This is a genomic window from Pseudomonas asgharzadehiana, from assembly GCF_019139815.1.
Classification (GTDB): Bacteria; Pseudomonadota; Gammaproteobacteria; order Pseudomonadales; family Pseudomonadaceae; genus Aquipseudomonas; species Aquipseudomonas asgharzadehiana.
On sequence record NZ_CP077079.1, the window covers coordinates 949,163 to 973,236 of the forward strand.

22 protein-coding genes are annotated in these 24,074 nt (G+C 60.9%); 9 read left to right on the plus strand and 13 right to left on the minus strand.

Going from position 1 to position 24,074, the window contains the following annotated elements:
- Positions 1–130: 130 nt before the first annotated feature.
- Genes KSS96_RS04205 through KSS96_RS04215 form a run of 3 tightly spaced genes read left to right on the plus strand, consistent with a single transcriptional unit; the run spans position 131 to position 3,696 of the window.
- Positions 131–790, plus strand: coding sequence for a paraquat-inducible protein A (locus KSS96_RS04205; RefSeq protein ID WP_017529964.1), 660 nt, complete (start codon positions 131–133; stop codon positions 788–790).
- A complete protein-coding gene (locus KSS96_RS04210) occupies positions 777–1,400 on the plus strand; it encodes a paraquat-inducible protein A (protein WP_017529963.1) in 624 nt (207 codons plus the stop codon). Before KSS96_RS04205 ends, KSS96_RS04210 begins: the two co-directional genes overlap by 14 nt.
- Positions 1,393–3,696, plus strand: coding sequence for a PqiB family protein (locus tag KSS96_RS04215; RefSeq protein ID WP_217855751.1), 2,304 nt, complete (start codon positions 1,393–1,395; stop codon positions 3,694–3,696). The genes KSS96_RS04210 and KSS96_RS04215 overlap by 8 nt, the downstream gene beginning before the upstream one ends.
- A 168-nt stretch (positions 3,697–3,864) precedes the next feature.
- Here KSS96_RS04215 and mksF read toward each other — a convergent pair whose 3' ends face one another.
- Genes mksF through mksB form a run of 3 tightly spaced genes read right to left on the minus strand, consistent with a single transcriptional unit; the run spans position 3,865 to position 8,676 of the window.
- Positions 3,865–6,705 carry an Mks condensin complex protein MksF gene (gene mksF, locus KSS96_RS04220; protein WP_137219995.1) on the minus strand — a complete coding sequence of 947 codons (2,841 nt, stop codon included), beginning with the start codon at positions 6,703–6,705 and terminating at the stop codon, positions 3,865–3,867.
- The gene (mksE, locus tag KSS96_RS04225) at positions 6,702–7,409 is read right to left on the minus strand and encodes an Mks condensin complex protein MksE (protein WP_017529960.1); all 708 of its coding nucleotides are present in this window, start codon (positions 7,407–7,409) and stop codon (positions 6,702–6,704) included. Before mksE ends, mksF begins: the two co-directional genes overlap by 4 nt.
- Positions 7,399–8,676 carry an Mks condensin complex protein MksB gene (mksB, locus tag KSS96_RS04230; protein WP_017529959.1) on the minus strand — a complete coding sequence of 426 codons (1,278 nt, stop codon included), beginning with the start codon at positions 8,674–8,676 and terminating at the stop codon, positions 7,399–7,401. Before mksB ends, mksE begins: the two co-directional genes overlap by 11 nt.
- Positions 8,677–8,863: 187 nt before the next feature.
- Here mksB and KSS96_RS04235 point away from each other — a divergent pair, with 187 nt between their 5' ends.
- Positions 8,864–9,607, plus strand: coding sequence for an energy transducer TonB (locus KSS96_RS04235; RefSeq protein ID WP_065877353.1), 744 nt, complete (start codon positions 8,864–8,866; stop codon positions 9,605–9,607).
- Positions 9,600–10,052: a ribosomal protein S18-alanine N-acetyltransferase gene (gene rimI / locus KSS96_RS04240; RefSeq protein ID WP_017529957.1), complete on the plus strand. Its 453-nt coding sequence runs from the start codon at positions 9,600–9,602 to the stop codon at positions 10,050–10,052. Before KSS96_RS04235 ends, rimI begins: the two co-directional genes overlap by 8 nt.
- Positions 10,053–10,120: 68 nt before the next feature.
- On the opposite strand, the gene KSS96_RS04245 is transcribed toward rimI, so the two are convergent.
- Complete coding sequence (locus KSS96_RS04245) at positions 10,121–10,525, minus strand: hypothetical protein (RefSeq protein WP_017529956.1); 405 nt, start codon at positions 10,523–10,525, stop codon at positions 10,121–10,123.
- A gap of 139 nt (positions 10,526–10,664) precedes the next feature.
- On the opposite strand from KSS96_RS04245, the gene can reads away from it, so the two are divergent.
- On the plus strand, positions 10,665–11,309 hold the full coding sequence (can, locus tag KSS96_RS04250; protein WP_003188288.1) for a carbonate dehydratase: 645 nt from the start codon (positions 10,665–10,667) through the stop codon (positions 11,307–11,309).
- Here can and KSS96_RS04255 read toward each other — a convergent pair.
- From KSS96_RS04255 to KSS96_RS04275, 5 genes are all read right to left on the minus strand, one after another.
- Positions 11,306–11,830 carry a hypothetical protein gene (locus tag KSS96_RS04255; RefSeq protein WP_017529955.1) on the minus strand — a complete coding sequence of 175 codons (525 nt, stop codon included), beginning with the start codon at positions 11,828–11,830 and terminating at the stop codon, positions 11,306–11,308. The genes can and KSS96_RS04255 overlap by 4 nt on opposite strands.
- A 147-nt stretch (positions 11,831–11,977) precedes the next feature.
- Complete coding sequence (locus KSS96_RS04260; protein WP_065877352.1) at positions 11,978–13,147, minus strand: hypothetical protein; 1,170 nt, start codon at positions 13,145–13,147, stop codon at positions 11,978–11,980.
- A 121-nt stretch (positions 13,148–13,268) separates the two neighbouring features.
- Positions 13,269–14,969, minus strand: coding sequence for an acid phosphatase (locus tag KSS96_RS04265; protein ID WP_065877351.1), 1,701 nt, complete (start codon positions 14,967–14,969; stop codon positions 13,269–13,271).
- Between the two features lie 80 nt (positions 14,970–15,049).
- Positions 15,050–15,370 carry a hypothetical protein gene (locus KSS96_RS04270; protein WP_017529952.1) on the minus strand — a complete coding sequence of 107 codons (321 nt, stop codon included), beginning with the start codon at positions 15,368–15,370 and terminating at the stop codon, positions 15,050–15,052.
- Positions 15,371–15,689: 319 nt separating this feature from the next.
- Positions 15,690–17,108 (minus strand): short-chain fatty acid transporter, encoded by a 1,419-nt coding sequence (locus KSS96_RS04275; RefSeq protein ID WP_065877350.1) that lies wholly within the window; start codon positions 17,106–17,108, stop codon positions 15,690–15,692.
- A gap of 184 nt (positions 17,109–17,292) precedes the next feature.
- On the opposite strand from KSS96_RS04275, the gene KSS96_RS04280 reads away from it, so the two are divergent.
- Positions 17,293–18,582 (plus strand): MFS transporter, encoded by a 1,290-nt coding sequence (locus tag KSS96_RS04280; protein WP_017529950.1) that lies wholly within the window; start codon positions 17,293–17,295, stop codon positions 18,580–18,582.
- A 6-nt stretch (positions 18,583–18,588) separates the two neighbouring features.
- On the opposite strand, the gene KSS96_RS04285 is transcribed toward KSS96_RS04280, so the two are convergent.
- On the minus strand, positions 18,589–19,959 hold the full coding sequence (locus KSS96_RS04285) for a GntT/GntP/DsdX family permease (RefSeq protein ID WP_017529949.1): 1,371 nt from the start codon (positions 19,957–19,959) through the stop codon (positions 18,589–18,591).
- Positions 19,960–20,167: 208 nt separating this feature from the next.
- The gene (locus tag KSS96_RS04290; RefSeq protein ID WP_135196356.1) at positions 20,168–20,977 is read right to left on the minus strand and encodes an AraC family transcriptional regulator; all 810 of its coding nucleotides are present in this window, start codon (positions 20,975–20,977) and stop codon (positions 20,168–20,170) included.
- 141 nt (positions 20,978–21,118) lie between these two features.
- On the opposite strand from KSS96_RS04290, the gene KSS96_RS04295 reads away from it, so the two are divergent.
- A complete protein-coding gene (locus KSS96_RS04295; protein ID WP_116079863.1) occupies positions 21,119–21,757 on the plus strand; it encodes a LysE family transporter in 639 nt (212 codons plus the stop codon).
- Between the two features lie 44 nt (positions 21,758–21,801).
- The gene (ddlA, locus tag KSS96_RS04300; protein ID WP_065877347.1) at positions 21,802–22,896 is read left to right on the plus strand and encodes a D-alanine--D-alanine ligase; all 1,095 of its coding nucleotides are present in this window, start codon (positions 21,802–21,804) and stop codon (positions 22,894–22,896) included.
- Positions 22,897–22,921: 25 nt separating this feature from the next.
- Here ddlA and KSS96_RS04305 read toward each other — a convergent pair whose 3' ends face one another.
- The gene (locus tag KSS96_RS04305) at positions 22,922–23,236 is read right to left on the minus strand and encodes a helix-turn-helix domain-containing protein (protein WP_017529945.1); all 315 of its coding nucleotides are present in this window, start codon (positions 23,234–23,236) and stop codon (positions 22,922–22,924) included.
- A 112-nt stretch (positions 23,237–23,348) separates the two neighbouring features.
- Positions 23,349–24,074, minus strand: a complete 726-nt coding sequence (locus tag KSS96_RS04310; RefSeq protein WP_026067424.1) for a purine nucleoside phosphorylase YfiH/LACC1 family protein — start codon at positions 24,072–24,074, stop codon at positions 23,349–23,351.

Below are 24,074 nucleotides of genomic sequence, written 5' to 3' on the forward strand. Positions count from 1 at the left end.
GGGGTTTTGTTTTGGGCGCTCGAAAAGTCAGACGGAATTCTCCAGCGAGTGACCGACAAATTTGCACAGTTATTTCTGAACCAGACCACTAGAATAGGCACCTAACCTTTTTAGAGTCAGAGCCCTATCTATGCCCGATCCGGTTGATGCCCTCGGGGTGTCGGATTTACCACTGGACGATCTGGTGGCATGCCATGAGTGCGACTTGCTGATGCGCAAACCCGTACTTGCCCTCGGTGAAAAAGCCCAATGCCCGCGTTGCGGTTACGAGCTGTACGCTCACCGCCACAACGTCATTGAGCGAAGCCTCGCCTTGGTGCTCGCTGCGTTGCTGTTGTACATCCCTGCGAACTTTCTACCCATCATGCAGCTCAATCTACTCGGGCAATCCTCAGAGGACACGGTATGGAGCGGTGTAGTCGGCCTGTTCGACACCGGTATGCAAGGTGTAGCCGCCGTGGTGTTCATGTGCAGCATGGGCATTCCCTTACTCAAGTTGCTCTGCCAATTGGCCGTGCTGCTCAGTATTCGTTGGAAGATCGGCCGCAGCTATGGGCTGTTGTTGTACCGCATCTATCACCATATGAAGGATTGGGGAATGTTGGAGGTCTATCTGATGGGCGTCCTGGTGGCGATCGTCAAGCTAGCCGACATGGCCTCCATCACGATCGGTCTTGGTCTGGTCTGCTTCGTCAGCTTATTAATGGTTCAGGTTCTGCTTGAGGTGGTGATGTCGCCGCACCAGATCTGGCAAGCGCTGTCAGGGGGCGATGATCATGCGGGCGATTGATGCAGGCATTCTGATTTGTACCGAGTGCCACGAGTTGAACAGGCAAGAAGAGGATTGCGATGAGCAAACCTGCACGCGTTGCGGTGCACTGATCCATGCTCGTCGTCCCAACAGCCTTGCACGTACCTGGGCCTTGCTGATCACTGCGGCGATTTTGTATATACCCGCTAACTTATTACCGATCATGACGATCAACACGCTGGGCCAAGGCTCTCCCAGTACGATCATGGCTGGCGTAATCGAATTGGTGCAGCATGGGATGTATCCCATCGCCGCCGTGGTATTTATCGCCAGTATCCTGGTGCCCACATTCAAGCTGGTGGGCATTGGTCTGCTACTGTTCTCGGTGCAGCGTCACCAACCGCTCTCCGCGCAACAACGTATTGTGATGTACCGTTTTATCGAATTCATTGGGCGCTGGTCCATGTTGGATATCTTCGTGATCGCCATCTTGGTGGCGGTCGTTAACTTTGGACGACTTGCCAGTATCGAGGCCAACCTCGGCGCTGCGGCGTTCGCCAGTGTGGTGATCTTGACGATGCTTGCCGCTGTAACTTTTGATCCCCGACTGATTTGGGACAACACGGAGTCGGACGACGACCATGAGTGATCTACCTAAAGCTAAAACCCGCCCAGCCTCCAACTGGTCGGCCATTTGGGTATTGCCCCTGATTGCCCTGATCATTGGCGGCTGGCTGGGATGGCGCGCCTATTCCCAACAAGGTATTGAGATCCAGGTGCGCTTCGAAAGCGGCGAAGGAATCCAGGTCAATAAGACCGAAGTGGTCTACAAAGGCATGCCCGTGGGCAAGGTCAAGGCGCTGGCCCTGGACGATGAAGGGAACAATCGCGGCGTGATCGCCACCATCGAGATGAACAAGGACGTCGATCAATATCTTAAGACCAACACGCGCTTCTGGCTGGTCAAGCCCAGTGTCAGCCTCGCGGGTATCACCGGCCTGGAAACACTGGTATCGGGTAACTACATCGCCGCCAGCCCTGGCGATGGAGAGCCCACACGCAAGTTCAAGGCGCTCTCCGAGGAGCCTCCGCTGTCTGACGCCAAGCCCGGTCTGCACCTGACCATCAAGGCTGACCGTCTTGGTTCGTTGAATCGTGGCAGCCCGGTGTTCTACAAGCAGATCCAGGTCGGCCAGGTCAAAAGCTACCTGCTGTCCGAGGACCAGAGCACCGTTGAGATCAAGGTCTACATCGAGCCGACCTATGCCAGCCTGGTGCGCAAACACACGCGTTTCTGGAACGCCAGTGGTATCAGCATCGACGCCAATCTCTCTGGTGTGAAGGTGCGCAGCGAGTCGCTTTCCAGCATTGTCGCCGGCGGTATCGCCTTCGCTACGCCGGAAAACCGCAAGGACAGCCCGCCGACCGACCCAAGCCTGCCCTTCCGCCTATACGAAGACTTCGACGCCGCAGCCGCTGGTATCAGGGTCAAGGTCAAGCTCACCGACTTCGAAGGTCTGCAAGCCGGGCGCACGCCGGTGATGTACAAAGGCATTCAGGTCGGTAGCCTGAAAACCTTGAAGATCGACCCCGACCTTTCCAGCGCCAACGCCGAGCTGACCCTCGACCCGCTGGCCGAAGATTACCTGGTGCAGGACACCCAATTCTGGGTGGTCAAGCCGTCCATCTCCCTGGCCGGCATCACCGGGCTGGAAGCTTTGGTGAAAGGTAACTACATCGCCGTCCGTCCTGGCGACAAGGGCAGTGCCCCGCAGCGTGAATACGTTGCCCGCGCCAAAGCGCCACCATTGGACCTGCGTTCCCCCGGCCTGCATCTGGTGCTGTTCACCGACAACCTGGGCTCCCTGGATGTCGGCAGCCCGATTCTCTACAAGCAAGTCAAAGTCGGTTCGGTGCAGAGCTACCAGTTCTCGCGCAAGAACAAGCAACTGGTGATCGGTGTTCACATCGAAAAGGAGTACGAAAACCTGGTCAACGGTTCGACGCGTTTCTGGAATGCCAGCGGCGTCACCCTGACCGGTGGACTTACCGGCGGCATCCAGGTCAAGAGTGAATCCCTGGCCAGCTTGATGGCTGGCGGTATTGCCTTCGAAACTCCGGAACCGAACGTACCCCTGAAAAAACGCATCCCACGCTTCCGCCTGTTCGCTGATCGCGAGGCCGCCAATCAACACGGCACCCTCGTAACCATCAAGGTCGACCGCGCCGACGGCATGCGTCCCGGCACGCCCGTACGCTTCAAAGGCCTGGATGTGGGTAAGATCGAAAGCGTCGACCTCAGTGCCGACATGCAGTCGGTATTGCTCAGCGCCCGTATCACCCAAGTGGCTGACCGGATTGCGCGCGTCGGTACTCAGTTCTGGGTGGTCAAGCCTGAACTGGGCCTGATGAAAACCTCCAACCTGGAAACCCTGGTCACCGGCCAGTACATCGAAGTACAGCCAGCCGCGAAAAACGCCGGCCCGCAAAAGAGTTTCGTCGCGTTGGACCAGCCGCCTGAAGCCGTTCACCAGGCGGCGGGCCTGAGCCTCACCCTCAGCGCCGCGCGCCGCGGCTCGTTGAAGGAAGGCGTACCGGTCACCTACCGCGAAGTTACCGTCGGCAAGGTCACCGGGTACGAGTTGGGCCAGACCGCCGATCGCGTCCTGGTCCACATCCTGATCGAGCCCAAGTACGCACCCTTGGTGCGCAGCGGCAGTCGCTTCTGGAACACGAGTGGTTTTGGCCTCGACTTTGGTCTGTTCAAGGGCGCGACTGTACGCACGGAGTCCCTGGAAACCCTGGTTGCCGGCGGCATCGCGTTCGCCACCCCAGACGGTGAGCGCATGGGCAATGCTGCACGGCCGCAGCAAACGTTCCCGCTGTTCGACAAGTTTGAGGATGAATGGCTGACCTGGGCGCCCAAGATTCCACTAGGCAAATAGACCGAGGCGCGGCTATCGGGCCCCCTCCCACATTCGATGTATGAGTGCATGCAAAATGTGGGAGGGCGCTTGCTCCCGATAGGGCCTTCAAAGACACCGCAAAACCCCAGCCCAAAAAAAGGCCGCGATCCATAAGATCGCGGCCTTTTTGCATTTCAGCGCAACACGTCAGACCTCATCCAGCTCCGGCTCATCCGCCTGCACATTCATCGTTGCCTTCACCACATCGTGACGACGGATGTACTTCCAGTCCGCCTCATCGATGTAGATCCCGTTCGGTCCGCTGCCGCCTTCCAGGTCGATCGCCACCTGCGCCGATACCTGCGGCTTCACACTCGCCAGAATCGGCACGAAGCCCAGTTGCAGGCTGGTTTCCAGCAGTGCCGCCTGGTTCTTCTCGTCGATGTCTGCCGCTTCGTCGAGGTAGTACGGCAAACGCACGCGACCGGCTTGGTCGCGGTCCATCAAGTGCAGCAACAAGTACATGTTGGTCAGCGCCTTGATGGTCATGGTCGTACCGTTGGACGCCGCGCCATCGATGTCGGTGTGAATCACCGGCTGGCCATGCACCTTGGTGATCTCGAATGCCAACTCGAACAGGTCCTTGAGGCCCAACTGGTTATGGTTGGCCGCTACCAGACGAGCCAGGTACTCCTTGGCCTCTTCGTTCTTGTTGTCCTGTTCTGCGCTCTGGCTGAGGTCGAATACCGACAAGGTTTCGCCTTCTTCATACTGACCGGCACTGTGGATGATCTGGTCGATATGCTTGAGGGCTTCCTTGTTTGGCGCCAGTACGATGCGAAAGCTCTGCAGGTTGGACACCTGGCGTTTGTTGATCTCGCGGTTGAACAACGCCAACTGGTGTTCCAGGCTGTCGTAGTCACTACGGATATTGCGCAAGGTACGCGCGATATCGGTGACCGCCGCACGGCGAGCCTTGCCCAGCGTCAGCGCCTCGTCGGTACGATGCGCATAGGCGTTGATCAGCAGTTGCAGGCGACGCTCAACGTCATCCTCGCTGTCGAACTTGGCCACGCCCTTGAGGCGTACCTGAGCGTACAGCGCCTCGATCTGGCCATCGGCGCGCAGCAAGCCTTGCCAGCTGTCCTGGTAGTCGTTGAGCAGCGGCAGCAGGTTGTCCATGGAATCGTCGACCGGGTCCATGAATGGCGTGCCGAACGGCAGGTCCGCCGGCAGTAGCTGGCGACGGCGCAAGGCGTCATCCAGCGTCCGTTGCTTGGCTTCCATATCACCGATCTGGCGGCCGACCAGTTGCAGCTTGGCCGACAATTGCTGGACGCGTTCGGTAAAGGCATCGCTGGAGCGCTTCAACTCATCCTGGGCCGCTTCCATCTGCGCCAGGTTTTCCAGCTTCTCGCCTTCTTCGGCGCTCAAGGTTTGCGCGCGGCGGAAATCTTCCAAGGCTTTTTGCGCGTCCAGCACTTGCTGATACAGCGCTTCAGTCTGGGTCTTGCTGGCAGCACGGTCAGAGGCGACCGCTTGCTGGGTTTTCAGCTGTTTGAGTTCTTTTTCCAGGCGCTCTTTCTGATCACGCAAGGCCGCACGGTCCGCCAGGGCCTGCAACGCAGGCGGCTCGATGTGCGAGATGTCGATAGACAACCCCGGCACTTCAAAACGCTCGCCCTTGAAGCCATCCAGGATCTGCTCCAGGGATTTGACCCACTGGCCGTCCTCATCCAGCGTGATGCCATGCTCGCCCAACGGCAGGCTGAACAACGAGCTGTTGAATAGACGCATCAGGCGCTCGACATCCTGCTGCGAGAATTCTTCGCGCAGCTTGGCGTAGCTGTTGTTGTCCGCGTGATCGAGCTGCTGCCTGACCGACTTCAAGCGTTTTTCCAGATCGCGCAGGCGCTCATCCAGATCCTCGGCGCTGAACTGCCGCGACTGCGCCAAAGCGCCCGCCAGCTCATCGTGGGCATCCTTGGCCGCCAGCAATTGTTGCTCCAGCACCCTCACGTCATCGACCAGCGCAAAGCGATGTTTGAGCACCGACAATTCGCCCAGCCAACGCTGGATACCGCTGATCTCGCGCTCCAGGCGCATCAGCTCCTGGGTACCGCCGCGCTGGTCGTTCTGCAGCGCGTCCTGCTCGTTACGGTAGTGCTCGGCCTGGATGGTCAGCTCTTCCTTGCGGGCACTGGCGTAGTCCGACCAGGTCCCCAGCAGCGAATCCAGCAGCGGCGACAGGCGATGCAGTTTGCCGCGCAGGATGTCGCGCTGCTTCACGCCATTGGCCAGCGCTTCTACCAACGGTCCGGCGGCGACCAGAGAGTTGTAGTCCTGTTCCATGCGTCGCACATCGCGGAAGGCTTCTTCACACGCGGCGATGTAGTCCACGCTGCCGGAGCGCAGGCTGTGTTCGAACGCATCCAGGAACAATTGCTTGAGCTTGGCCGCCGTGATTTCGCGCATGTGCAGCAAGTTGATGAACAGCGCGCGGAAGGTCTTCAGGCTCTGCTCACTGGTGGAGCGCAGCGGAATCAGCGTCAGGTCCAGCGGGATCGACGTGTGGCCGCCCACCAGCAAGCGGCGTAGCTCATCGGGCTTGAGTTCGTAGGCTTTCAGGCCCTCGCGCTCAAGGTTGGTGAACAGCTCTTTCTGACGCAGGCAAGTGTCGTTCTTCTGGTAGTGGGCCAGGTCGAGCTTGCCCGCGTAGGCGAAAAACTGATGACCGAAACCGCCGCCCGGGCCGCGCCCGACCACGCCGATCACATGCGGGCCGTGGGGCAGGGAAACTTCCACCAGGATGTAGCTGGTGTCGGTGGCAAAGTAGAAGCGCCGTGATTGTTCCAGGGTGTACTTGCCGAAACTCATGTCCGACATGCGCGCCAGGATCGGGAACTGCAAGGCGTTGATCGACGCCGATTTACCCAGGTTGTTGGCGCCATACACTGACAACGGTTCTTCCAGCGGGAACAAGCCCAGGCTGTAACCGGCCGTGTTCAATAGGGCGAAGCGGCGGATGCCGTAGCGTTCCTTGCTCATGCATCGGTCTCCTGTTCTTCGGCAATGGCGCGGGCCAGGGCGTCTTCTTCGCTTTCTTCTGCAAAGTCGCTCAAGTCGAGCGGGTCATCGGTCTTCAGCAGTTTTTCATCGCTGTCTTCGTCGATGATCACAGGCGCCGGCAACGGCAACACGCTGTGCACGCTGGCAGCCAGGTCGCGGTCCTGCTGCACCGACAGGCACACGTCGAGGAAGCGGTGCATCGGCGGCAGAAAGCGATAGATGCCGTTGTCTTCGCTGGCAAAACCCAGTTGGGTCATGCGGCGCATGATTTTCTCTTCGAGTTCTTCCTGGGTCTGCACTTCGGCCTGGATAAACAGGTCGCGGTACTTTTCCAGCAGGGACGGCAGTTCATCACGGCCCAGGCTGCCACCGTCGAGCACGGCGATCGGGTCACGGCCCTGGTCGGCCAGGTGCTCGACGATGATGAAGGTGAAGAGTGCCAGGCGCTGGGCGGTCTTGTTCACTTGCGCAGCGGCCACGGCGGTGTCCGGCACGAAGTAATAGAAACCACGGGTATCGCAGACCAGCTCGAAGCCCAGGGCCTTGAACAACGTGCGGTATTGGTCCTGGAAGTTCGACAGTTGCGCGTACAGCTCCGGGTCGCGGCGGCTGACGTGGTAACCCTTGAACAGCTCGCGAAAAATCGGCGCCAACTGGGACAGTTCGGATAAATCAAGATGCATGAGGTGTACTCGCAGAGTGCTCGGCGGCGTCAGGCGTGGCCGGGAGCAGGGCGAATGAGCGCAGGCTGACCTGGTGCTCGTGTGTGTGGTAGTCGCGGCGTTCCAGGCGTTCGCGCTTGAAGCGTTTTTCCCGCGAGAGACGCGAGAACCAGTACAGCAATTCGTCGGTGGCGCCGTCCGGTTCCTGCTCCAGCAGCCAGGTCATCAGGTCTGGCATCGGCAACGCGTCTTCGCAACGCTCAAGCATTTCCTTGACCGTACGCGGCGCGCGCTGGGCTTCGCCCTTGTGGGATTTGTGCGCCTTGGGAAAGCGCGCCGGCTTCGGCTCGAAATTGGCCAGCGCATACACATAGGCTTCGACCTGGCTGGCGCTGCCGAGGAAGGTGCTTTGCGGCCGGGTAAACATCGGCATCGCCGCTTGCGGCACCGCGTCCAGGCCTTTACGGCGGATGGCCGACAGGGCCAGCGCCGCGCCCCGGGTCACGGCGTTGTGCCGGCGCGCTTCTTCACGCAGCGGCAACAACAGCTCGCGCGCATGGCGCAAGGTCAACTGGGCGCTGGTCTGCATTTCGAGGATGCGCGCATGGGTGCGCAGCAGCATGTCGTCGTCCACCAGGTGGCCGAGGCGCTGTTGCTCGGTGAGCAGGCGCAGCAGCACGTTTTCCACCTTGCGCACGCCTTGCTCGAAGGCGCCGTCGGCGTTCACCAGTTGAATCATCGGTTCGACGTATTCGTCCCAGGTCGCCAGGACTTCGGCGTAGCGCTGGCGCAACGGGATCTGGCGGTCGCTGGTCTTGGCGCGGTCGGCCACGGCGGCGAGAGCCTGCTCGTCGTTGGCGAGTTTTTTCAGTACGTCGCGCACGCGCATATCCAACAGGCGCAGTTGGCGCGCCAGGTCGTGGCCGTCGCGGATATCAAAGGCGTCCTGGATATAACCGGCCAGGCGTTCGAGGTGGCGCAGGTAGGCTTCGATCTCCAGGCACAGGCCAAGCCGGTGCTCCTTGCGCAGGTACGCCAGAAAATCGTGGATCTGCGCGTTGAGCTCGAAACGGTTCGGGCTTTTGGCGACGGGTACCAGGATATCCAGGCGGATCCACACGTCCAGCAGGCTGGTGATGTCCTGGGGCGTGCTGTCCAGTTGTTGGGCGGCCAGTTGCGCGCGCAGCTCGCCGAGGCTCAGGGTGCCTTGGTCGAAGTGTTCGCACAGTGGCTCAAGTAAGGCCCAGTGTTCGGCGAGGGCGCGCAGGACGCGCTTGGGTTCGATCATGGGAATGGCCGGCTGGTTGGCGATTAAAAGTCGCGATTGTACTGCATCAGGCGCGGGATTTATCCACAGCCGGTCAGTGCGCAGTGGGCGATTGTTACCGAACAGCGGTAGAATCCCCGCTCTTTACTTATCCACAAGTGGCCGAGCTGTGCTTATCGAGTCCCGACGTCGCGCCTACTTGACCGCCATGCAGGTGGTCAACTGGCTACCCCGCACCGAACTGCCGTTTGCCGCGCCGTCGCGGCCCGAGCTGTTGCAGGCGCTTGAGCCCTATGAGGCGTTCGCGGTCTCGGGCGAGGAGGCGGCGGCGCCGGTGGCGCTGGTCAAGCCGGAGCCGCAGGTGCGTCCGTCGGTTGAACGGGCCAGGGTCGAGGTGCCGCGTCCGGCGCCGATGGCCAAGCCGGCGATCGCCGAAGTGGCGGCCCCGGTGGCCAAGGCGCCGGTGGTACCGCCGCCGCGTTTTGCCCTGCAATTGCTGCGGGCCGGGCGTTGCCTGCTGTTGGTGGAGCTGCCCACCGGCGAGCGCTTCCAGACCCGCGACCCCGCCTACATGCTGCTCAAAGACATGCTGCGCGCCGCCGGCCTGCCCGACAGCCCGCAAATCGTCGGTGACCCGGTGCGCTGGCCGCTGCTGGCGCGCGGCACCATGGACCAGGGCCCCGAAGCGGCGCGGGATTTTGTACAAGGCTTTGTTTCGGCGCGCCTGGAAGACGAACCCTGTGTGTGCCTGTGGCTGATCGGCCTGCCCGCCGTGCGCTTTGCCGGCGAAGCCAATGCCGAAGCCTGGTACCGCGAACTGCAGGTAGAAGGCCTGGGTTCGGTGTGGGCCCTGCCGGGCCTGGAATTATTAATGGAAGAGCCACAGCGTAAGGCTGATGTCTGGCAAGCCATGCGCCGGCTGATGGCGCGCTGGAAAACAACCGATGAGTGAGGCTTTATCCTTCCGCCCGATGACCGAGGCCGACCTCGACGCCGTGCTGAAAATCGAATACGCCGCGTTCAGCCATCCGTGGACACGCGGCATCTTTCTGGACGGCTTGGGCAAATACCAGATCTGGCTGATGTTCGAAGGTGAGCAGCAGGTGGGTCATGGCGTGGTGCAGATCATCCTCGATGAAGCGCATTTGCTGAATATCACCGTCAAGCCGGAAAACCAGGGCCGTGGCCTGGGCCTGGCGTTGCTGGAACACTTGATGTCCCGCGCCTACGCGGCGAACGCCCGGGAGTGCTTCCTGGAAGTGCGTGACAGCAATACCGGCGCGTTTCGCCTCTACGAGCGTTACGGTTTCAACGAGGTCGGCCGTCGGCGCGATTACTACCCCGCCGTGGGTGGGCGTGAAGACGCCGTCGTGATGGCTTGCACCCTGGTCGATTAAGCACACGAACCCTGTGAAAGGGGGCTTGCTCCCGCTATCGGGAGCAAGCCCCCTTTCACACATTTCAATCAGCGCTTGGCGTTGAGCGGGTCCAGATCGGCCAGCTCGGCCTCGTCCAATCCGTTTCCACCGCCGATGTCATCTTCACCGACAACGCTCAAGTCGTAGTCGGCGGCGCCGGCTTCACCTTCCTCGCGCGCATCCCGCGCACCGTCTTCCTGGATCAGCGTTTCCGGGCTCATGTCGTCATCAGTCGACTCATGGTCATCCACCGAGGCCCCGGTCAGCCCGGCTTCGCGCACCCGTTCGTCGGGCATTAACAGGTCGCGTTCGCGGCCTGGCAGTTCGTCGCCGATCTCTGCTGTCTGGTCTTGTTCGTCAAAATCCAGCTCGCGCACTTCACCCATGCGGTCTTCGTTGTCATCAATCGGTTCGGGTTGCGTAGCGCCGTAGGGACGTCGTGATTCAGTCATGGCCAATCCTCATACTGTGGGGCTTATAGTGTGTGGACAGGCACAGCTACCCAAAGATTCAAGCTAATTGGCGCTCGGCGTGACCCGGACGAAGGCTCGTCAGTCACACACCTGCGCATCATTCCTGAGGCTTTCCCTGATGAACGAATTACAAGACCTGCTTGATAACAACGAACGCTGGGCGGATGCGATCAAACAGGAAGATCCCGAATTCTTCGCCAAGCTCGCCCGCCAGCAAACCCCGGAATACCTGTGGATCGGTTGTTCCGATGCCCGTGTGCCGGCCAACGAGATCGTCGGCATGCTGCCCGGTGATCTGTTTGTGCACCGCAACGTGGCCAACGTGGTACTGCATACCGACCTCAACTGCCTGTCGGTGATCCAGTACGCGGTCGATGTACTCAAGGTCAAACACATCCTCGTCACCGGCCACTACGGCTGCGGCGGCGTGCGTGCCTCGATGCAGGACCGCCAGTTCGGCCTGATCGACGGCTGGCTGCGTACCATCCGCGACCTCTACTACGAAAACCGCGACGTGCTGGCCCAACTGCCAACCGAAGAAGAGCGCGTAGACCGCATGTGCGAGCTGAACGTGATTCAGCAAGTGGCCAACGTCGGTCATACCAGCATTGTGCAAAACGCCTGGCACCGTGGGCAGAGCCTGTCGATCCATGGATGCATCTACGGGATCAAGGACGGTCGCTGGAAAAGCTTGAACACCACGATCAGTGGCTTCGAGCAGCTGCCGCCGCAATACCGCCTGCGCCCCTTGGGCGAAGCCTAAGGGCGTTTGCGCATCCGCCACTGGGCCATGAATGCCTGCCCTTCGGCGTTCAATGGTTCCTGGCTGCCGGTGATCCAGCCCCGGCAGTTCAGCTCGCCGCAATCGCAAGCGAACTGCCGGAACAGCACGTCCTCGGTGCTGGCGTAGTCCAGGGTCAGCGGGGCGCGGGCGGCGATAGGCTGCAGGGTCCAGAGCTCCAGGTACGTGGTGTCGAAAAACACATTCGGGTTGCACGAATGCTGTAACAGGCCGCAGAACCAACAATCGTACAAGTGGATGCGCGGCGATAGCTGCAACGTGTGCAGGCGGCGTTCGCCCACGACATAGCCGGAGACGTTGGCGATGCGTATGCGCCCGTCCAGGGCTCGGCGAGCCCGGACTCCGCCGCCTTGGTCAGCGACGCTTGGCACGACACTGAATTGCGCGCTCGAGGGGTAGCCTTGTTCAATAAGCAGCGTCTTGAAGGGGTAAAGACAGTCACCCACAGCCGTTTTAACCTTATCCATGGCTTGAGTTTTCATAACTCTCCTTGGTGAGGCTGCATCGACCTGCGGGTGATAGCTGAGTTCCAGTCTTGCAGCGGATAGGCGCGTGTTAAGGCTGGCTGAAGTTGGGTTCGATTTCTACTGTCAAATATGACAGTAGAAACCGATCATTTTTTTGGCAGCTTAGAGCGCTGGCGCTGTGATTGCGGGGGTTGGAGCGGCGTTCTTGAGCTGTTTCAACTGGTTTTTGATGGTTGGCGTAGCGCATTTGGCATTCGCCTGCTCCGGGCTCAGGTCGCGTACCGAGGTGTAGAACAACTCGCAGGTCTGCTCTTTGCGCGTGACTTGCCAGGTGTTTATGCAGGCCTTGAGCAGTACATTCGGGTCGCTCGCCGGCTTCTGACCCATTCCTGCCTGCCAGCAAGCCGCGCTTAAATCCTGGCCCATCACCTTCAAACCAGCCTCGTCGGCCTTTTGCTCGTTGCCGTCATAGGTTGCGGGGTCGGCCGCATACCAGATATAGCTGGGATGGTTGGCGCCCAATACCGAAACGCTTTTGCCGTCCTCGGGGCTGATCTGCGCCAGGCCCAGCACGCCCACGGTTTGCCCGTATTGTTGCTTGACCCAGCTGCGCACCGGCGCGCCGAACGCGACCATCGGCAACGAGCCGGTGGGCCCCAGGCTCAGTTCCTTGACCATGCGCGTCTGGTAGTCGGTGAAATAGCTGTAGAGGCCCTCCAGGTCTTTGCCCGCATTGGAGGGCGCAGCGATAGGGGCGATATCGATGATCGTCTGGTAGGCCGGGGTTTCGGTGGCAGGCACGCCGTTGGTGGTGAGCAAGTCAGCCCAGCGGTCGGTGGTTTTGGACTCCAGGTAGTCCTGGGCCTGGGTCAGCGAGTAGTCCGGCGGAAAGTGCAGCAATTCGATGCTTTTGCGATTTTCCAGGGCCATGCCCAGCGGCAGGAACAGGTACCAGTTATAGGCCCACTTGCCGTCGCTGTTGAGCTTGCTGGCGCCCTGGTAGGCGAGGTCGGCCGTATCGAGCAGCTTCGTCAGGGGCTGGCCATAACTGTCGGGCACGCCGCTGAAGGTGGCCTTTACCTGCCCGTCATGGACCTTGACGCTGACTTTGGCTCGGCTGTAGCCGTCGCGCTGCACACTCTGGTTCAGATAGTGCTCGGCGGTCTGCTCCAGCGTCCAGGGCCGATAGCAGATCACGTTGCAGTTATTGGGGTAAGCGAACAACTGGGTGACGCGTTGCGTGCTGCCCAGTGGTACGTCGATGTCCGCCTGTACGACCGCACTGCCTATCAGTGCGGCCACGGCTAGGCAGAGCCTGGTCGGTTTGAACATAGTTGATTCCTTGTCAGCGAAAGCCCGTCTGCGCGGGTTGAAAGCCCACTTCCACACAGTAGCGGTTGACCAGGAAAACCGCGTGCTAAATCGTCGGGCATGTCGCTATTGGATAAGCGTCCTACACGCTGAACTGCAAAGCGTTGCTCAAATCGCCCATGGGTTTCTGCCCGCGTGCAACCATGGCGTCATCGCGCTGCTTGAGGCCATCCAGGGTCTCCAGCCCGAATACTCGGGTGATCAAACGCAGGATAGACGCCGTGTCGTACACCGTATGGTCCACCAGGCCTTTGCGCGCGAACGGCGACACCACCAGCGCCGGAACCCGTGTGCCAGGCCCCCAGCGGTCGCCCTTGGGCGGCGCCACGTGGTCCCACCAGCCGCCGTTTTCGTCGACCGTCACCACCACCACCATGTTTTTCCACTGCGGGCTTTCCTGCAGTACTTTCAGGGCGCGCGCGATATGGCGGTCGCCCGAGGCTATGTCGGCGTAACCGGCGTGCATGTTCAAGTTGCCCTGGGGCTTGTAGAAGGTCACGGCCGGCAGCTTGCCCGCCTGGGCATCGGCGAAGAACCTGTTGGTGCTGGACTCATCGCCCAGGCCGCCGTCGCGCAAGCGCTTGTCACGCTCGGCGCGATTGTGCGGGCCCTGTTGCTTGAAGTAATTGAACGGCTGGTGGTGATACTGGAAATTCGGGATTTTCGGGATGCCGCCCGAGTCCTTGAACTGATCCAGCGTCGCCTGCCAGGCGCCGGCGTACCACGCCCAGTCCACATTCTTTTTCGACAGTTTGTCGCCGATGTGCTCGTGGGTTTGCGGTACCAGTACGTTGGGCAGGTCGGGCTTGGCAAAATCCGGATTGTCCGGGTCGCGAATCCAGGTCGGCCAGTAGGGCGGGGCCAGGGTGTTCACGGCGTAACCGTCCGGGGTCAGCGCACTGGGGCCGAACTGCGGTGGGCCGGTCATGGCGCTGGCTGGGGATTTGTCCAGGGGCTTGAGGCGCGTATCGGTCGGGTCATCGCTTTGCAGCGTAGCGATCTGGGCCTTGGCCACCGATTGCGCGGCATTCGGGTACACCGGCGCGGTAGCGCTGATCAGGTATTGATGGTTCAGGAACGAGCCGCCGAACGCCCCCTGGAAGAAGTTATCGCAGAGCACAAACTCCTTGGCCACGTCCCACAGGCGCAGGGCATAACGGCTCTGGGCGTAATGGCCCATCACCAGGCCGCCGGAATCGGCCCAGGCGACAAAGCCGTCGTTCTTGCCGCCGTTGATCTGCATTTGGTTCTGGTAAAACACGTGCCACAGGTCGCGGGTGACCAGGCTCAAGGGCAGGTCTTCGCCATTTGGACCTTTGAGGGCGTAGGGCGCGTTGGGCAGGTTTTCCTGGAATTGTACTTCGCTGGGGTACGTGACCCCGTCCACCGTTTGCGGGCCCACCTGCAGTACGCCGCCCCAGGACGGGGGCAGGGTGGACAAGACGCTGCCATTGCGGTCGCGTTGCTGGTAATCGTTGGCCTTAAGGGCCGACAGTGGTTTCTCAACGCCTGGGAAGTCAGCAAATAAATTATTGAAACTGCGGTTCTCGGCATAGATCACCACCACGGTTTTCACCTGGTCGTGCAGGGCTTTATCCAGTTCTTGTGAGGTCAGCGGCCGCGCCACCGGTTTGCCCGGTGTTTCGCTGGTATTGCCGCAGGCACTCAAGGTCGCGCCAACCCCCAGCACCGCCGCGCCTCCGAGGAAGCGTCGACGGCTGGTGTCTACCGCCGGTTGGATGGCGGAATCGGAGGAAGGGCGGTCTTCGTGCTCATCACTCATTGCGGAGAGTCCTTGGCGAGTTGTTGCAAGATATTTCGCAGGACGGTAGCAATGCAATGTGACGGAACGGAGACAGACGATTACAGCAACCGCAGTGCCAGTTGGCTGCCGGCCCGCAAGTACTCGACCTGCGCGGTGAGGGCATCCTTGACGATGGCTTCGCCAGTGTCGGTCAGCTGGTTTTTCTTTGCGTCGATGACGCTGGTCTGTAGTAGCTGCATCGCAACGTCGATGGCTTTTTGAAAGGCCGTGACATTGTTGTGCAGGCCAAACTCTTTGATAACGGCAGACATGCGGCGGTCTGCATCGTCTCGCAGGGTTCTGTATTCAACGAACGACACGTTATCGTCCTGGTAAATAGCGCTGAGCAATTCTTCAAGCGTCTTGGATAACGGGGTCATCGGATTTCCTTGGTGTTGTGTGAGGAATCATCCGCGTCAGGTTAATCACAGGCGTTGAGGAAAAAAGTCAGGGGTTGCCATCGTGTTGAGTGGGACAAACCTGTGCGTTCAACTCGAAAAGTAGTTTTGCAGGCGTCGATTGTATAAAAGCATCGGTGTATTTTTCGAAGATCAATGCAAAGTCTCACCTATACCAAGGCGGTAGCAAGGATGCGATGGGCTGCCTGTGTCTACAGGCAGCCAGCGCTGCTAGACTGGCTCGATGATGGATAGCACCGAGGTGAACTGTGAAACCTTCAACAGGTGCGTTGTCCTTTGATCAAGGCATCACCGGCGGCAAATACTTCAACGTCGTGCCCAACGCCCACAACAAAAACAGCACCAACGGCGTGTGCACCAACAACTGCACAAACGAAAACCCGATCAGATCCCGCGCTTTCAGCCCCAGTACGCCCAGCAGCGGCAGCATATAGAACGGGTTGATCAGGTTCGGCAGCGCTTCGGCGGCGTTGTAGATCTGCACCGCCCAACCCAGGTGGTATTGCAGTTCGTTGGCCACCTGCATCACGTAAGGCGCTTCGATGATCCACTTGCCGCCGCCCGAGGGGATAAAGAACCCCAGCACCGCCGAGTACACGCCCATCAGCAGCGCGTAAGTGTCGTGGGACGCGATGGACGTGAAAAAGGTCGAGATATGGTGCGCCAGGGTCTGGCCGTCGCCGCCCTTGACCACGGTCATCAGCGCGGCGATCGAGCCGTACAGCGGGAACTGGATTAGCACGCCAGTGGTGGTGGGCACCGCGCGGGCCACCGCATCGAGGAAGCTGCGCGGGCGCCAGTGCAGCAGCGCGCCGACCATGATGAACAGGAAGTTATAGGTGTTGAGCCCCGAAATGGCGCTGATCGCCGGCTTGGTCGAGAACTCATGGAACAGCCAACCGGCCGCCAGCAGCGCCAGCAAAATAGTCAGCAGCGGGCTGTGTTCCAACCATTCGCCGGGGCGGCTCGGTGCTTGCGGCTTGGGTAAGTTGAAGGCCGGGTCGACACCGCAGGCCTTGGCGTCACGCGCACTGTTCGGGCCGGGCGCGGTGGCGTAGGCGATGATCAGCGATACCACGATCAACGCCAGCAACAGCACGCCCGATTGCCACAGAAAAATGGTCTCGGTAAACGGGATCACCCCGGTGATCGACAAAATCGATGGCGGCAAGCTGCCCGGGTTGGCCTGCAATTGCGCGGCCGACGACGACAACCCCAGCGCCCATACCGCGCCGAGGCCCAGATAAGCTGCGGCACCGGCCGCGCGGTAGTCCATGCGTAAATCCGTGCGACGGGCCAGCGCCCGCACCAGCAGGCCACCGAACACCAGAGACAGGCCCCAGTTGAGCAGGGAGGCGAGCATGGAGATCAACGCCACCCACGCCACGGCGGAGCGGCCGTTTTTCGGGATGCGCGCCAGGCGGTCAATCAGCTTCACCGCCGGCGGCGAGCTGGCGACCACGTAACCGCCGATCACCACAAAGGCCATCTGCATGGTGAACGGGATCAGGCTCCAGAAACCATCGCCGAACGCCTTGGCGGCCTCGGTGGGCGCGGCGCCCATGCTCAGGGTCGCCACCGCGACAATGATCACCGCGAGAGCGGCGAACACCCAGGAGTCAGGGAACCAGCGTTCGGCGAAGTTGGAGCAACGCAGGGCAAATCGGGCATAGCGGCTTTCTTCGATAGCATCGGCCACGAGTCGTACCTCTTGTATTTATTATGGGGCGGCAGTTTTCGCGCATGTTCCTCCACGCCCATTGATATTGGAATGCAGTTATCTTCATCGATCCATGAGGAAAACAAATATATCTGCAGCGATTGCCATCCCCCGGCTCAGCTCATAACCTGCACGCCATTTTGTCTGTCTACCGAGCTTGCACATGACTGCCACCTTTGTCCCACAGGCGCAGCGTTTTTCCCGCTCCGACTACAAAACCCTGGGCCTGGCCGCTTTGGGCGGCGCCCTGGAAATCTACGATTTCATTATTTTTGTGTTTTTCGCGCTGACCCTCAGCCAACTGTTCTTCCCGCCAGAAATGCCCGAGTGGCTGCGCCTGCTGCAGAGCTTCGGCATTTTCGTCACCGGCTACCTGGCGCGCCCGCTGGGCGGCATCCTGATGGCGCACTTTGCCGATCACCTGGGACGCAAACGCGTATTCAGCCTGAGCATCCTGATGATGGCGCTGCCGTGCCTACTGATCGGGATCATGCCGACCTACGCGCAAATCGGTTATTTCGCACCGTTGATCCTGCTGGTGCTGCGCGTGCTGCAAGGCGCCGCGGTGGGCGGCGAAGTGCCCAGCGCCTGGACATTCGTGGCCGAGCACGCCCCGCGTCATCACCGAGGCTATGCCCTGGGTTTCCTGCAGGCCGGCCTGACTTTCGGCTATCTGCTTGGCGCCTTGACCGCGACGCTGCTGGCGCAAGTCTTCACCCCTGCCGAAATCCTCGACTACGCCTGGCGTTTCCCTTTCCTGCTCGGCGGTGTGTTCGGCGTGATCGGCGTATGGCTGCGCCGCTGGCTCAGCGAAACCCCGGTGTTCCTCGAAATGCAGGCGCGCCGCCAGGCGGCGGCTGAACTCCCGCTGCGCACCGTATTGCGCGACCACCGCGCTGTGCTGCTACCGGCGATGATCCTCACCTGCGTGCTTACCTCCGCAGTGGTCGTCCTCGTCGTCATCACCCCGACCATGATGCAAAAAACCTTCGGCATGAGCCCTGGCCACACCTTCGCCCTGAGCGCCCTGGGCATCGTGTTCCTGAATATCGGCTGCGTGCTCGCCGGCCTGCTGGTGGACCGCATCGGCGCCTGGCGCGCGGTGTTGGTGTACAGCCTGCTGCTGCCGCTGGGGATTTTTCTCCTGTATGCCAGCCTGATCAGCGGCGGAGTGTGGCTGGGCGCGGCTTACGCCGTAGCAGGCTTGAGTTGCGGCGTGGTGGGCGCGGTGCCCTCGGTGATGGTCGGTTTATTCCCCGCGCAGGTGCGGGTGTCGGGCATTTCCTTCACCTACAACATCGCCTACGCGCTGTGGGCCAGCACCACACCGCTGATGCTGATCGCGCTGATGCCCACCAGCCCATGGATTTGCGTAGGGTACTGCGTGGTGATGGGCGCGGTTGGGGTGGGCAGTGTGGCGTTGTTTGGCAAGCGCCACGCCTTGGCGGCCTAAGCGTACTCAGGTCAGGAAGTGCCAAAGCACCAACGTCCCCACCAGCCCGACCACCGACACGATGGTTTGCAACACCGACCACACCCAGATCGTCTGCTTTAACTGCAAGCCAAAGTATTCACGCACCATCCAGAACCCGGCGTCGTTGACGTGGCAGAAGAACACCGAGCCGGCGCCAATCGCCAGGGCCACCAGTGAGCTTTGCGTCGCCGCCAGACCGGCCATCATCGGCGCGAGGATACCGGCCGTGGTGGTGGTCGCGACGGTGGCCGAACCGGTGGCCTGGCGCAACGCCACGGCGATCAACCAGGCGAGTAACAAATAAGGCATGTGCGCACCTTCGGCGACCTTGCTGATGGTCTGGCTCACACCGGCGTCAAGCAGGGTTTGCTTGAGGCCGCCGCCGGCGCCGATAGTCAGCAACAGCACGGCGATGGGCGCAAGGGCTTTGCGCAGCGTGTTGCCGACGTCCGCGCGCGGCATGCCAGCGGCCCAGCCCAGGCAGACAACGGCGGCGATCACCGCCAGGCCGAGGGCGATCAGCGGTTCACCGAGGAACTTCAACGTCAGGCCGACGCTGCTTTGCGCCGGCAGCGCGACTTTGGCCAAGGTACTGCCGAGCATCAAGATCACCGGCAACAGAATGATCAGCAACGACACGCCGAAGCTCGGTTGGCGCGCGGCTTTAGGCGGGGCACTGAACAGCGCGCCGATGTCCGTCGGCTCATCCACGTGCAGGCGCCTGGACAACCAGTTGCCGTAGATCGGGCCCGCGAGAATCACCGCCGGCACCGCCAGGCAAAAGCCCAGCAACATGGTCAGGCCCAGGTCTGCGTGCAATGCGCCCACCGCAATCAGCGGCCCAGGGTGCGGCGGCATCAAGGCGTGCAGCGTGGTCATACCCGCCAGTGCCGGAATGGCGATTTTCAGCAGCGGCTGGTTCGAACGCTTGGCCATCACAAAGATGATCGGCACCATCATCACCAGGCCCACTTCGAAGAACAACGGCAAGCCGATCACCATTGCCACCAACGCCATTACCCACGGCAATGACTTGCCTTTGCCCAACCCCAGCAGGGTAGTGGCGATGCGATCCGCCGCGCCGGACTCGGCCATCAGCGCGCCGAGCATCGCGCCCAGGGCGATGATGATTCCGGCTTCACCCAGGATCGCTCCGGCGCCTTTGCTGAAAGCCTTGGCGACTTCTTCCGGCGGCAGGCCGGCGCCGACACCGGCGACAAAGGTGCCGATCAGAATCGACAGAAAAGGGGGCAGCTTGGTCGCGCTGATCAGCACGATGATGCTGGCGATGGCCAGCAGTACGCAGAGCATCAGGCGGGTGTCGTGAACCATCCACGCGGCAGTCGATAACTCCAAGACGGGACTCCTTATCGAACGAGGCTTGGGAAATTGTTTCTTTATGTTTCATGCCTGAAAAGCATACCTGATAGCAGCTGCTTCCAGTGCGCAGTACGGATGTGCCGTTTTGGTGCGGGCAGCGGTGCGCCCCAGAGGCCTGGGCCTACCGGCGAACGAATGTGGGCAAGGTACGCTGGAGTGCGGCGGTGAGTACGGCGACAGGATGTCAGCGCCCGAGCATTTTCACCCAGCGCGACGGCGGCATGCCGTAGGTGCTGCGAAATTGCCGGGTCATGTGGCTCTGGTCGGTGAAACCGGCGGTCATTGCCGCATCCACCAATGACTGACCCTGGGTCAACAGACTGCGCACCAGGTCCAGCCGGCGCATGGTCAGGTAGCGGTAGGGGCTGGTGCCGAACAGCACACGAAAATCCCGCGACAAGGCCCAACGGTCACGGCCGGCGTGGCCAGCCATTTCATCCAGGGTGATGCTGCGGCCCAGGGCGCTGTGGATAAATTCCCGAGCGCGTTCAGCTGCCAGGTAATCGAAGGTTTTGCGGCTGACAATGGCTCCCGAGGCATTGTCGAGGGCCTGGGCCAGGTCGAACAGGGCGTCCTGTTCCTGCAACGGGTCGATCGGGCAATCCAGGCTTTGCAGCAGCACTTCGCTGGCACGGAACAGCCTCGGGTCGGTGGTCAAGCCGCCAGGGATAAACGGCAGTGGCTTGCCGCCGAGGATCTGCTGGATCAACGCCGGTTCTACGTAAATCATCCGGTACATGAAACCCTCGTCGCTGCCTGCGCGGCCGTCGTGAATCTCATCGGGATGAATCACCATGGTCGTGCCCGGCAGGCTGTGGGTCATGCCGCCACGATAGTGAAAACTCTGCACGCCGAACAACGTACGCCCGATGGCGTAGGTGTCGTGGCGATGCGGGTCGAAGGCGAAGCCGGCAAAGTACGCCTCGATACGGTCCAGGCCGCTGGCGTGCGGGGCACGGTGCAGCCAGTCGAGAGTGTGGGTCAGGTTGCCCATGGTGACTTGTCATAAAAAAGAGGTGGAAACACGTTAACCCAGTCTGCGGGTCCTTGTCTGCCGGGGTCTTGTACGATTGTGCGGGCGTGGGGCGAGGCCTATGATCCTGGCTCGTGCATCGCGCTGATGGAGCTGAACGCCATGGATTTTCTCAACCCTGCTTACGTGGCCCCGCTGGTCTCGCTGGCCCTGCTATGGACCGTGGCGGTGGTCACGCCCGGCCCCAACTTCTTCAATACCGCGCAACTGGCCGCGAGCTGTTCGCGCCGTCATGGCGTGGTGGCGTCGGCGGGTGTAGCCACTGGCACGATCATGTGGGGGCTGGCGGGTGGGCTGGGGATCAAGTCGCTGTTTACCGCGGCGCCCATGTTGTACCTGGCGTTCAAGGTCATCGGCGGTTGTTACCTGATCTACCTGGGGCTGAAGCTGTTCAAGCGTTCCGCGCCAACCATGGGCCAGCGCCTGTTGCCGGATGAGCCCAAGCGTTCGCTGTGCTCTGCCTGGCGTCTGGGTTTGCTGGGCAACCTGTCGAACCCCAAGGCAGCTCTGTTCGTCGCTACTATCTTCGCGTCCACCATGCCGCCGTCGCCCTCGCCGATGTTGCTCACCCTGGCGGTGATCACCATGGCCACCTTGTCGTTCAGTTGGTATTCCAGCGTGGCCCTGGTGTTTTCCAGCCAGCGCATGGCGAACCTTTACAGCCGTTCGCGCAAGTGGCTCGACCGCTTTGCCGGCGGCTGTTACATGCTGTTCGGCGCGCATCTGGTGGCGAATCGCTGACGGCCCGTGGTAAGAAGCCTTACGTTCAACAGTGAGGCTGGGTCATGAGCAAGGTGCGGGTAGGGATTATTTTTGGGGGCCGTTCGGCCGAACACGAAGTCTCGTTGCAATCGGCGCGCAATATCGTCGATGCGCTGGACCGTTCGCGCTTCGAGCCGGTGCTGATCGGTATCGACAAGGCCGGCCACTGGCACCTCAACGACACCTCGAACTTCCTGCTCAACAGCGAAAACCCGGCGCTCATTGCCCTCAACCAATCCAACCGCGAACTGGCGGTGGTGCCCGGCAAGGCCAGCCAGCAAGTGGTGGAAACCGCGGGCCAGGGCGTGCTGGAACACATTGATGTGATCTTCCCCATCGTCCACGGCACCCTCGGCGAAGACGGCTGCCTGCAAGGCCTGCTGCGCATGGCGGACTTGCCTTTTGTCGGCTCCGACGTACTCGGCTCGGCCGTGTGCATGGACAAGGACGTCAGCAAACGCCTGCTGCGCGACGCCGGCATTGCCGTGACCCCGTTTATCACCCTGACCCGCCGCAACGCCGCGCGCACCTCTTTTGAGGCCGCCGTGAATAAGCTCGGCCTGCCGATGTTCGTCAAACCGGCCAATCAAGGCTCGTCGGTCGGTGTGAGCAAAATCGCCAGTGAGGCCGAGTACCATGCCGCGGTTGAACTGGCGTTGGGTTTCGACGAAAAAGTGCTGGTGGAATCAGCCGTCCGGGGCCGCGAAATCGAATGCGCGGTGCTGGGTAACGACAACCCCATCGCCAGCGGTTGCGGCGAGATCGTCGTGAGCAATGGCTTTTACTCCTACGACAGCAAATACATCGACGATCAGGCGGCGCGAGTGGTGGTGCCGGCGGCTATCAGCCACGCGGCCAACGAGCGGATTCGCAGCCTGGCCCTTGAGGCGTTCGGGGTGCTGGGGTGTGCAGGCCTGGCGCGGGTCGATGTGTTCCTCACCGATGACGGCGAAGTATTGATCAATGAAATCAACTCGCTGCCCGGTTTTACCCGTATCAGCATGTACCCCAAGCTATGGCAGGCGGCTGGGATGAGCTACAGCGAGTTGGTGAGCCGGTTGATCGAGCTGGCGCTGGAGCGGCATGCGGGGCGCAAGGGGTTGAAGATCAGTCGCTGATCTTAGAAAGAGGTCAGTAACGCCATCAGGCGTTACTGAGGACCTCACGAAAAACGTCTGGTCGGATGGTGGCAATGTGCAGCAGTGAGCGTGCTGCGCCGGAGGGTGAGCGCCGGCCTTGCTCCCATTCTTGAAGCGTTCTTACAGAAACCCCCAGCAACTCGGCGAATTTGGGTTGTGACAAGCCTGTTTTACTGCTTGCTTCGGCCGCTTGAGTGGTTTCTACGTGATGGACGCCGCCATGACGGCCCGCCTTCACGTCCACGATGGCGGCGAGCAATTCCTCGCCAATATTGCGCTTGGCGTCGCGTTCTCTTAGCTCTTTCTCAGTGAGTGGCATGGTTCATTTCCTTCGCGATTTTATACAGGACATGCGCTGGAATATTCTCGGTGGCGCCTTTGCCATAAATCAGCAGTGCTACCAGCGATCCGCGAAGGGTGTAGGAGCCATGTCACCGATCAGTACGACCAATCCACGAATACAACAACGTCTTCGCCTCCTCCGGGTGATGCGTCCTTCGGCGGTAGCTGGCAAACATCGTTGAAGTGCAATACGTACACACCTCACTCACCTCGATCTGTTCTCGCCGAACCCCGGCCGCTTGCAGCAGCATCAGCCCGTATCCGCTCAAGTCAAACCAGGCACTTTGTGCTTGCCGCGCCTGCGGTGGGGTGATCTGCGGTGGCAACAACGGCTTGGGTTGCGCAACGCTCCATGGTGCTTCGCCGTCACGCCACGTGTGCCCTTGATCCGCCTGAAACTCGGTAATAAACCCTTCGCTCACTTCATAACAGCAGGGCTTGATCGACGGCCCGATTGCAACGTGCAGTTGGTCGGCCGCAAGCCCCAGATCGGCAAAACGCCGCACCGTATTCGCCACGATCCCGCGTTGCAGTCCCTTCCAGCCACCATGAATCGCCGCCACATGCTGACCGTCCTGCGATGCGAGCAGAATGGGCAGGCAATCTGCGGTGATCACTGCGACAGGTTGATGCGTGTGCGCAAGCACCCCATCGGCCTCGACCGTATTGGCCACCAGCCCTGCCTGCCACTCAATCACCGCGGCACTGTGCACCTGCTTGCAGATAAACAGGTTATCCGGACGCAGCGGATCGTTGATCGAACAGAAACCATGATCGACGCCCGCAATGGCGCCGAGATTTTTTGCCTGGTGCAA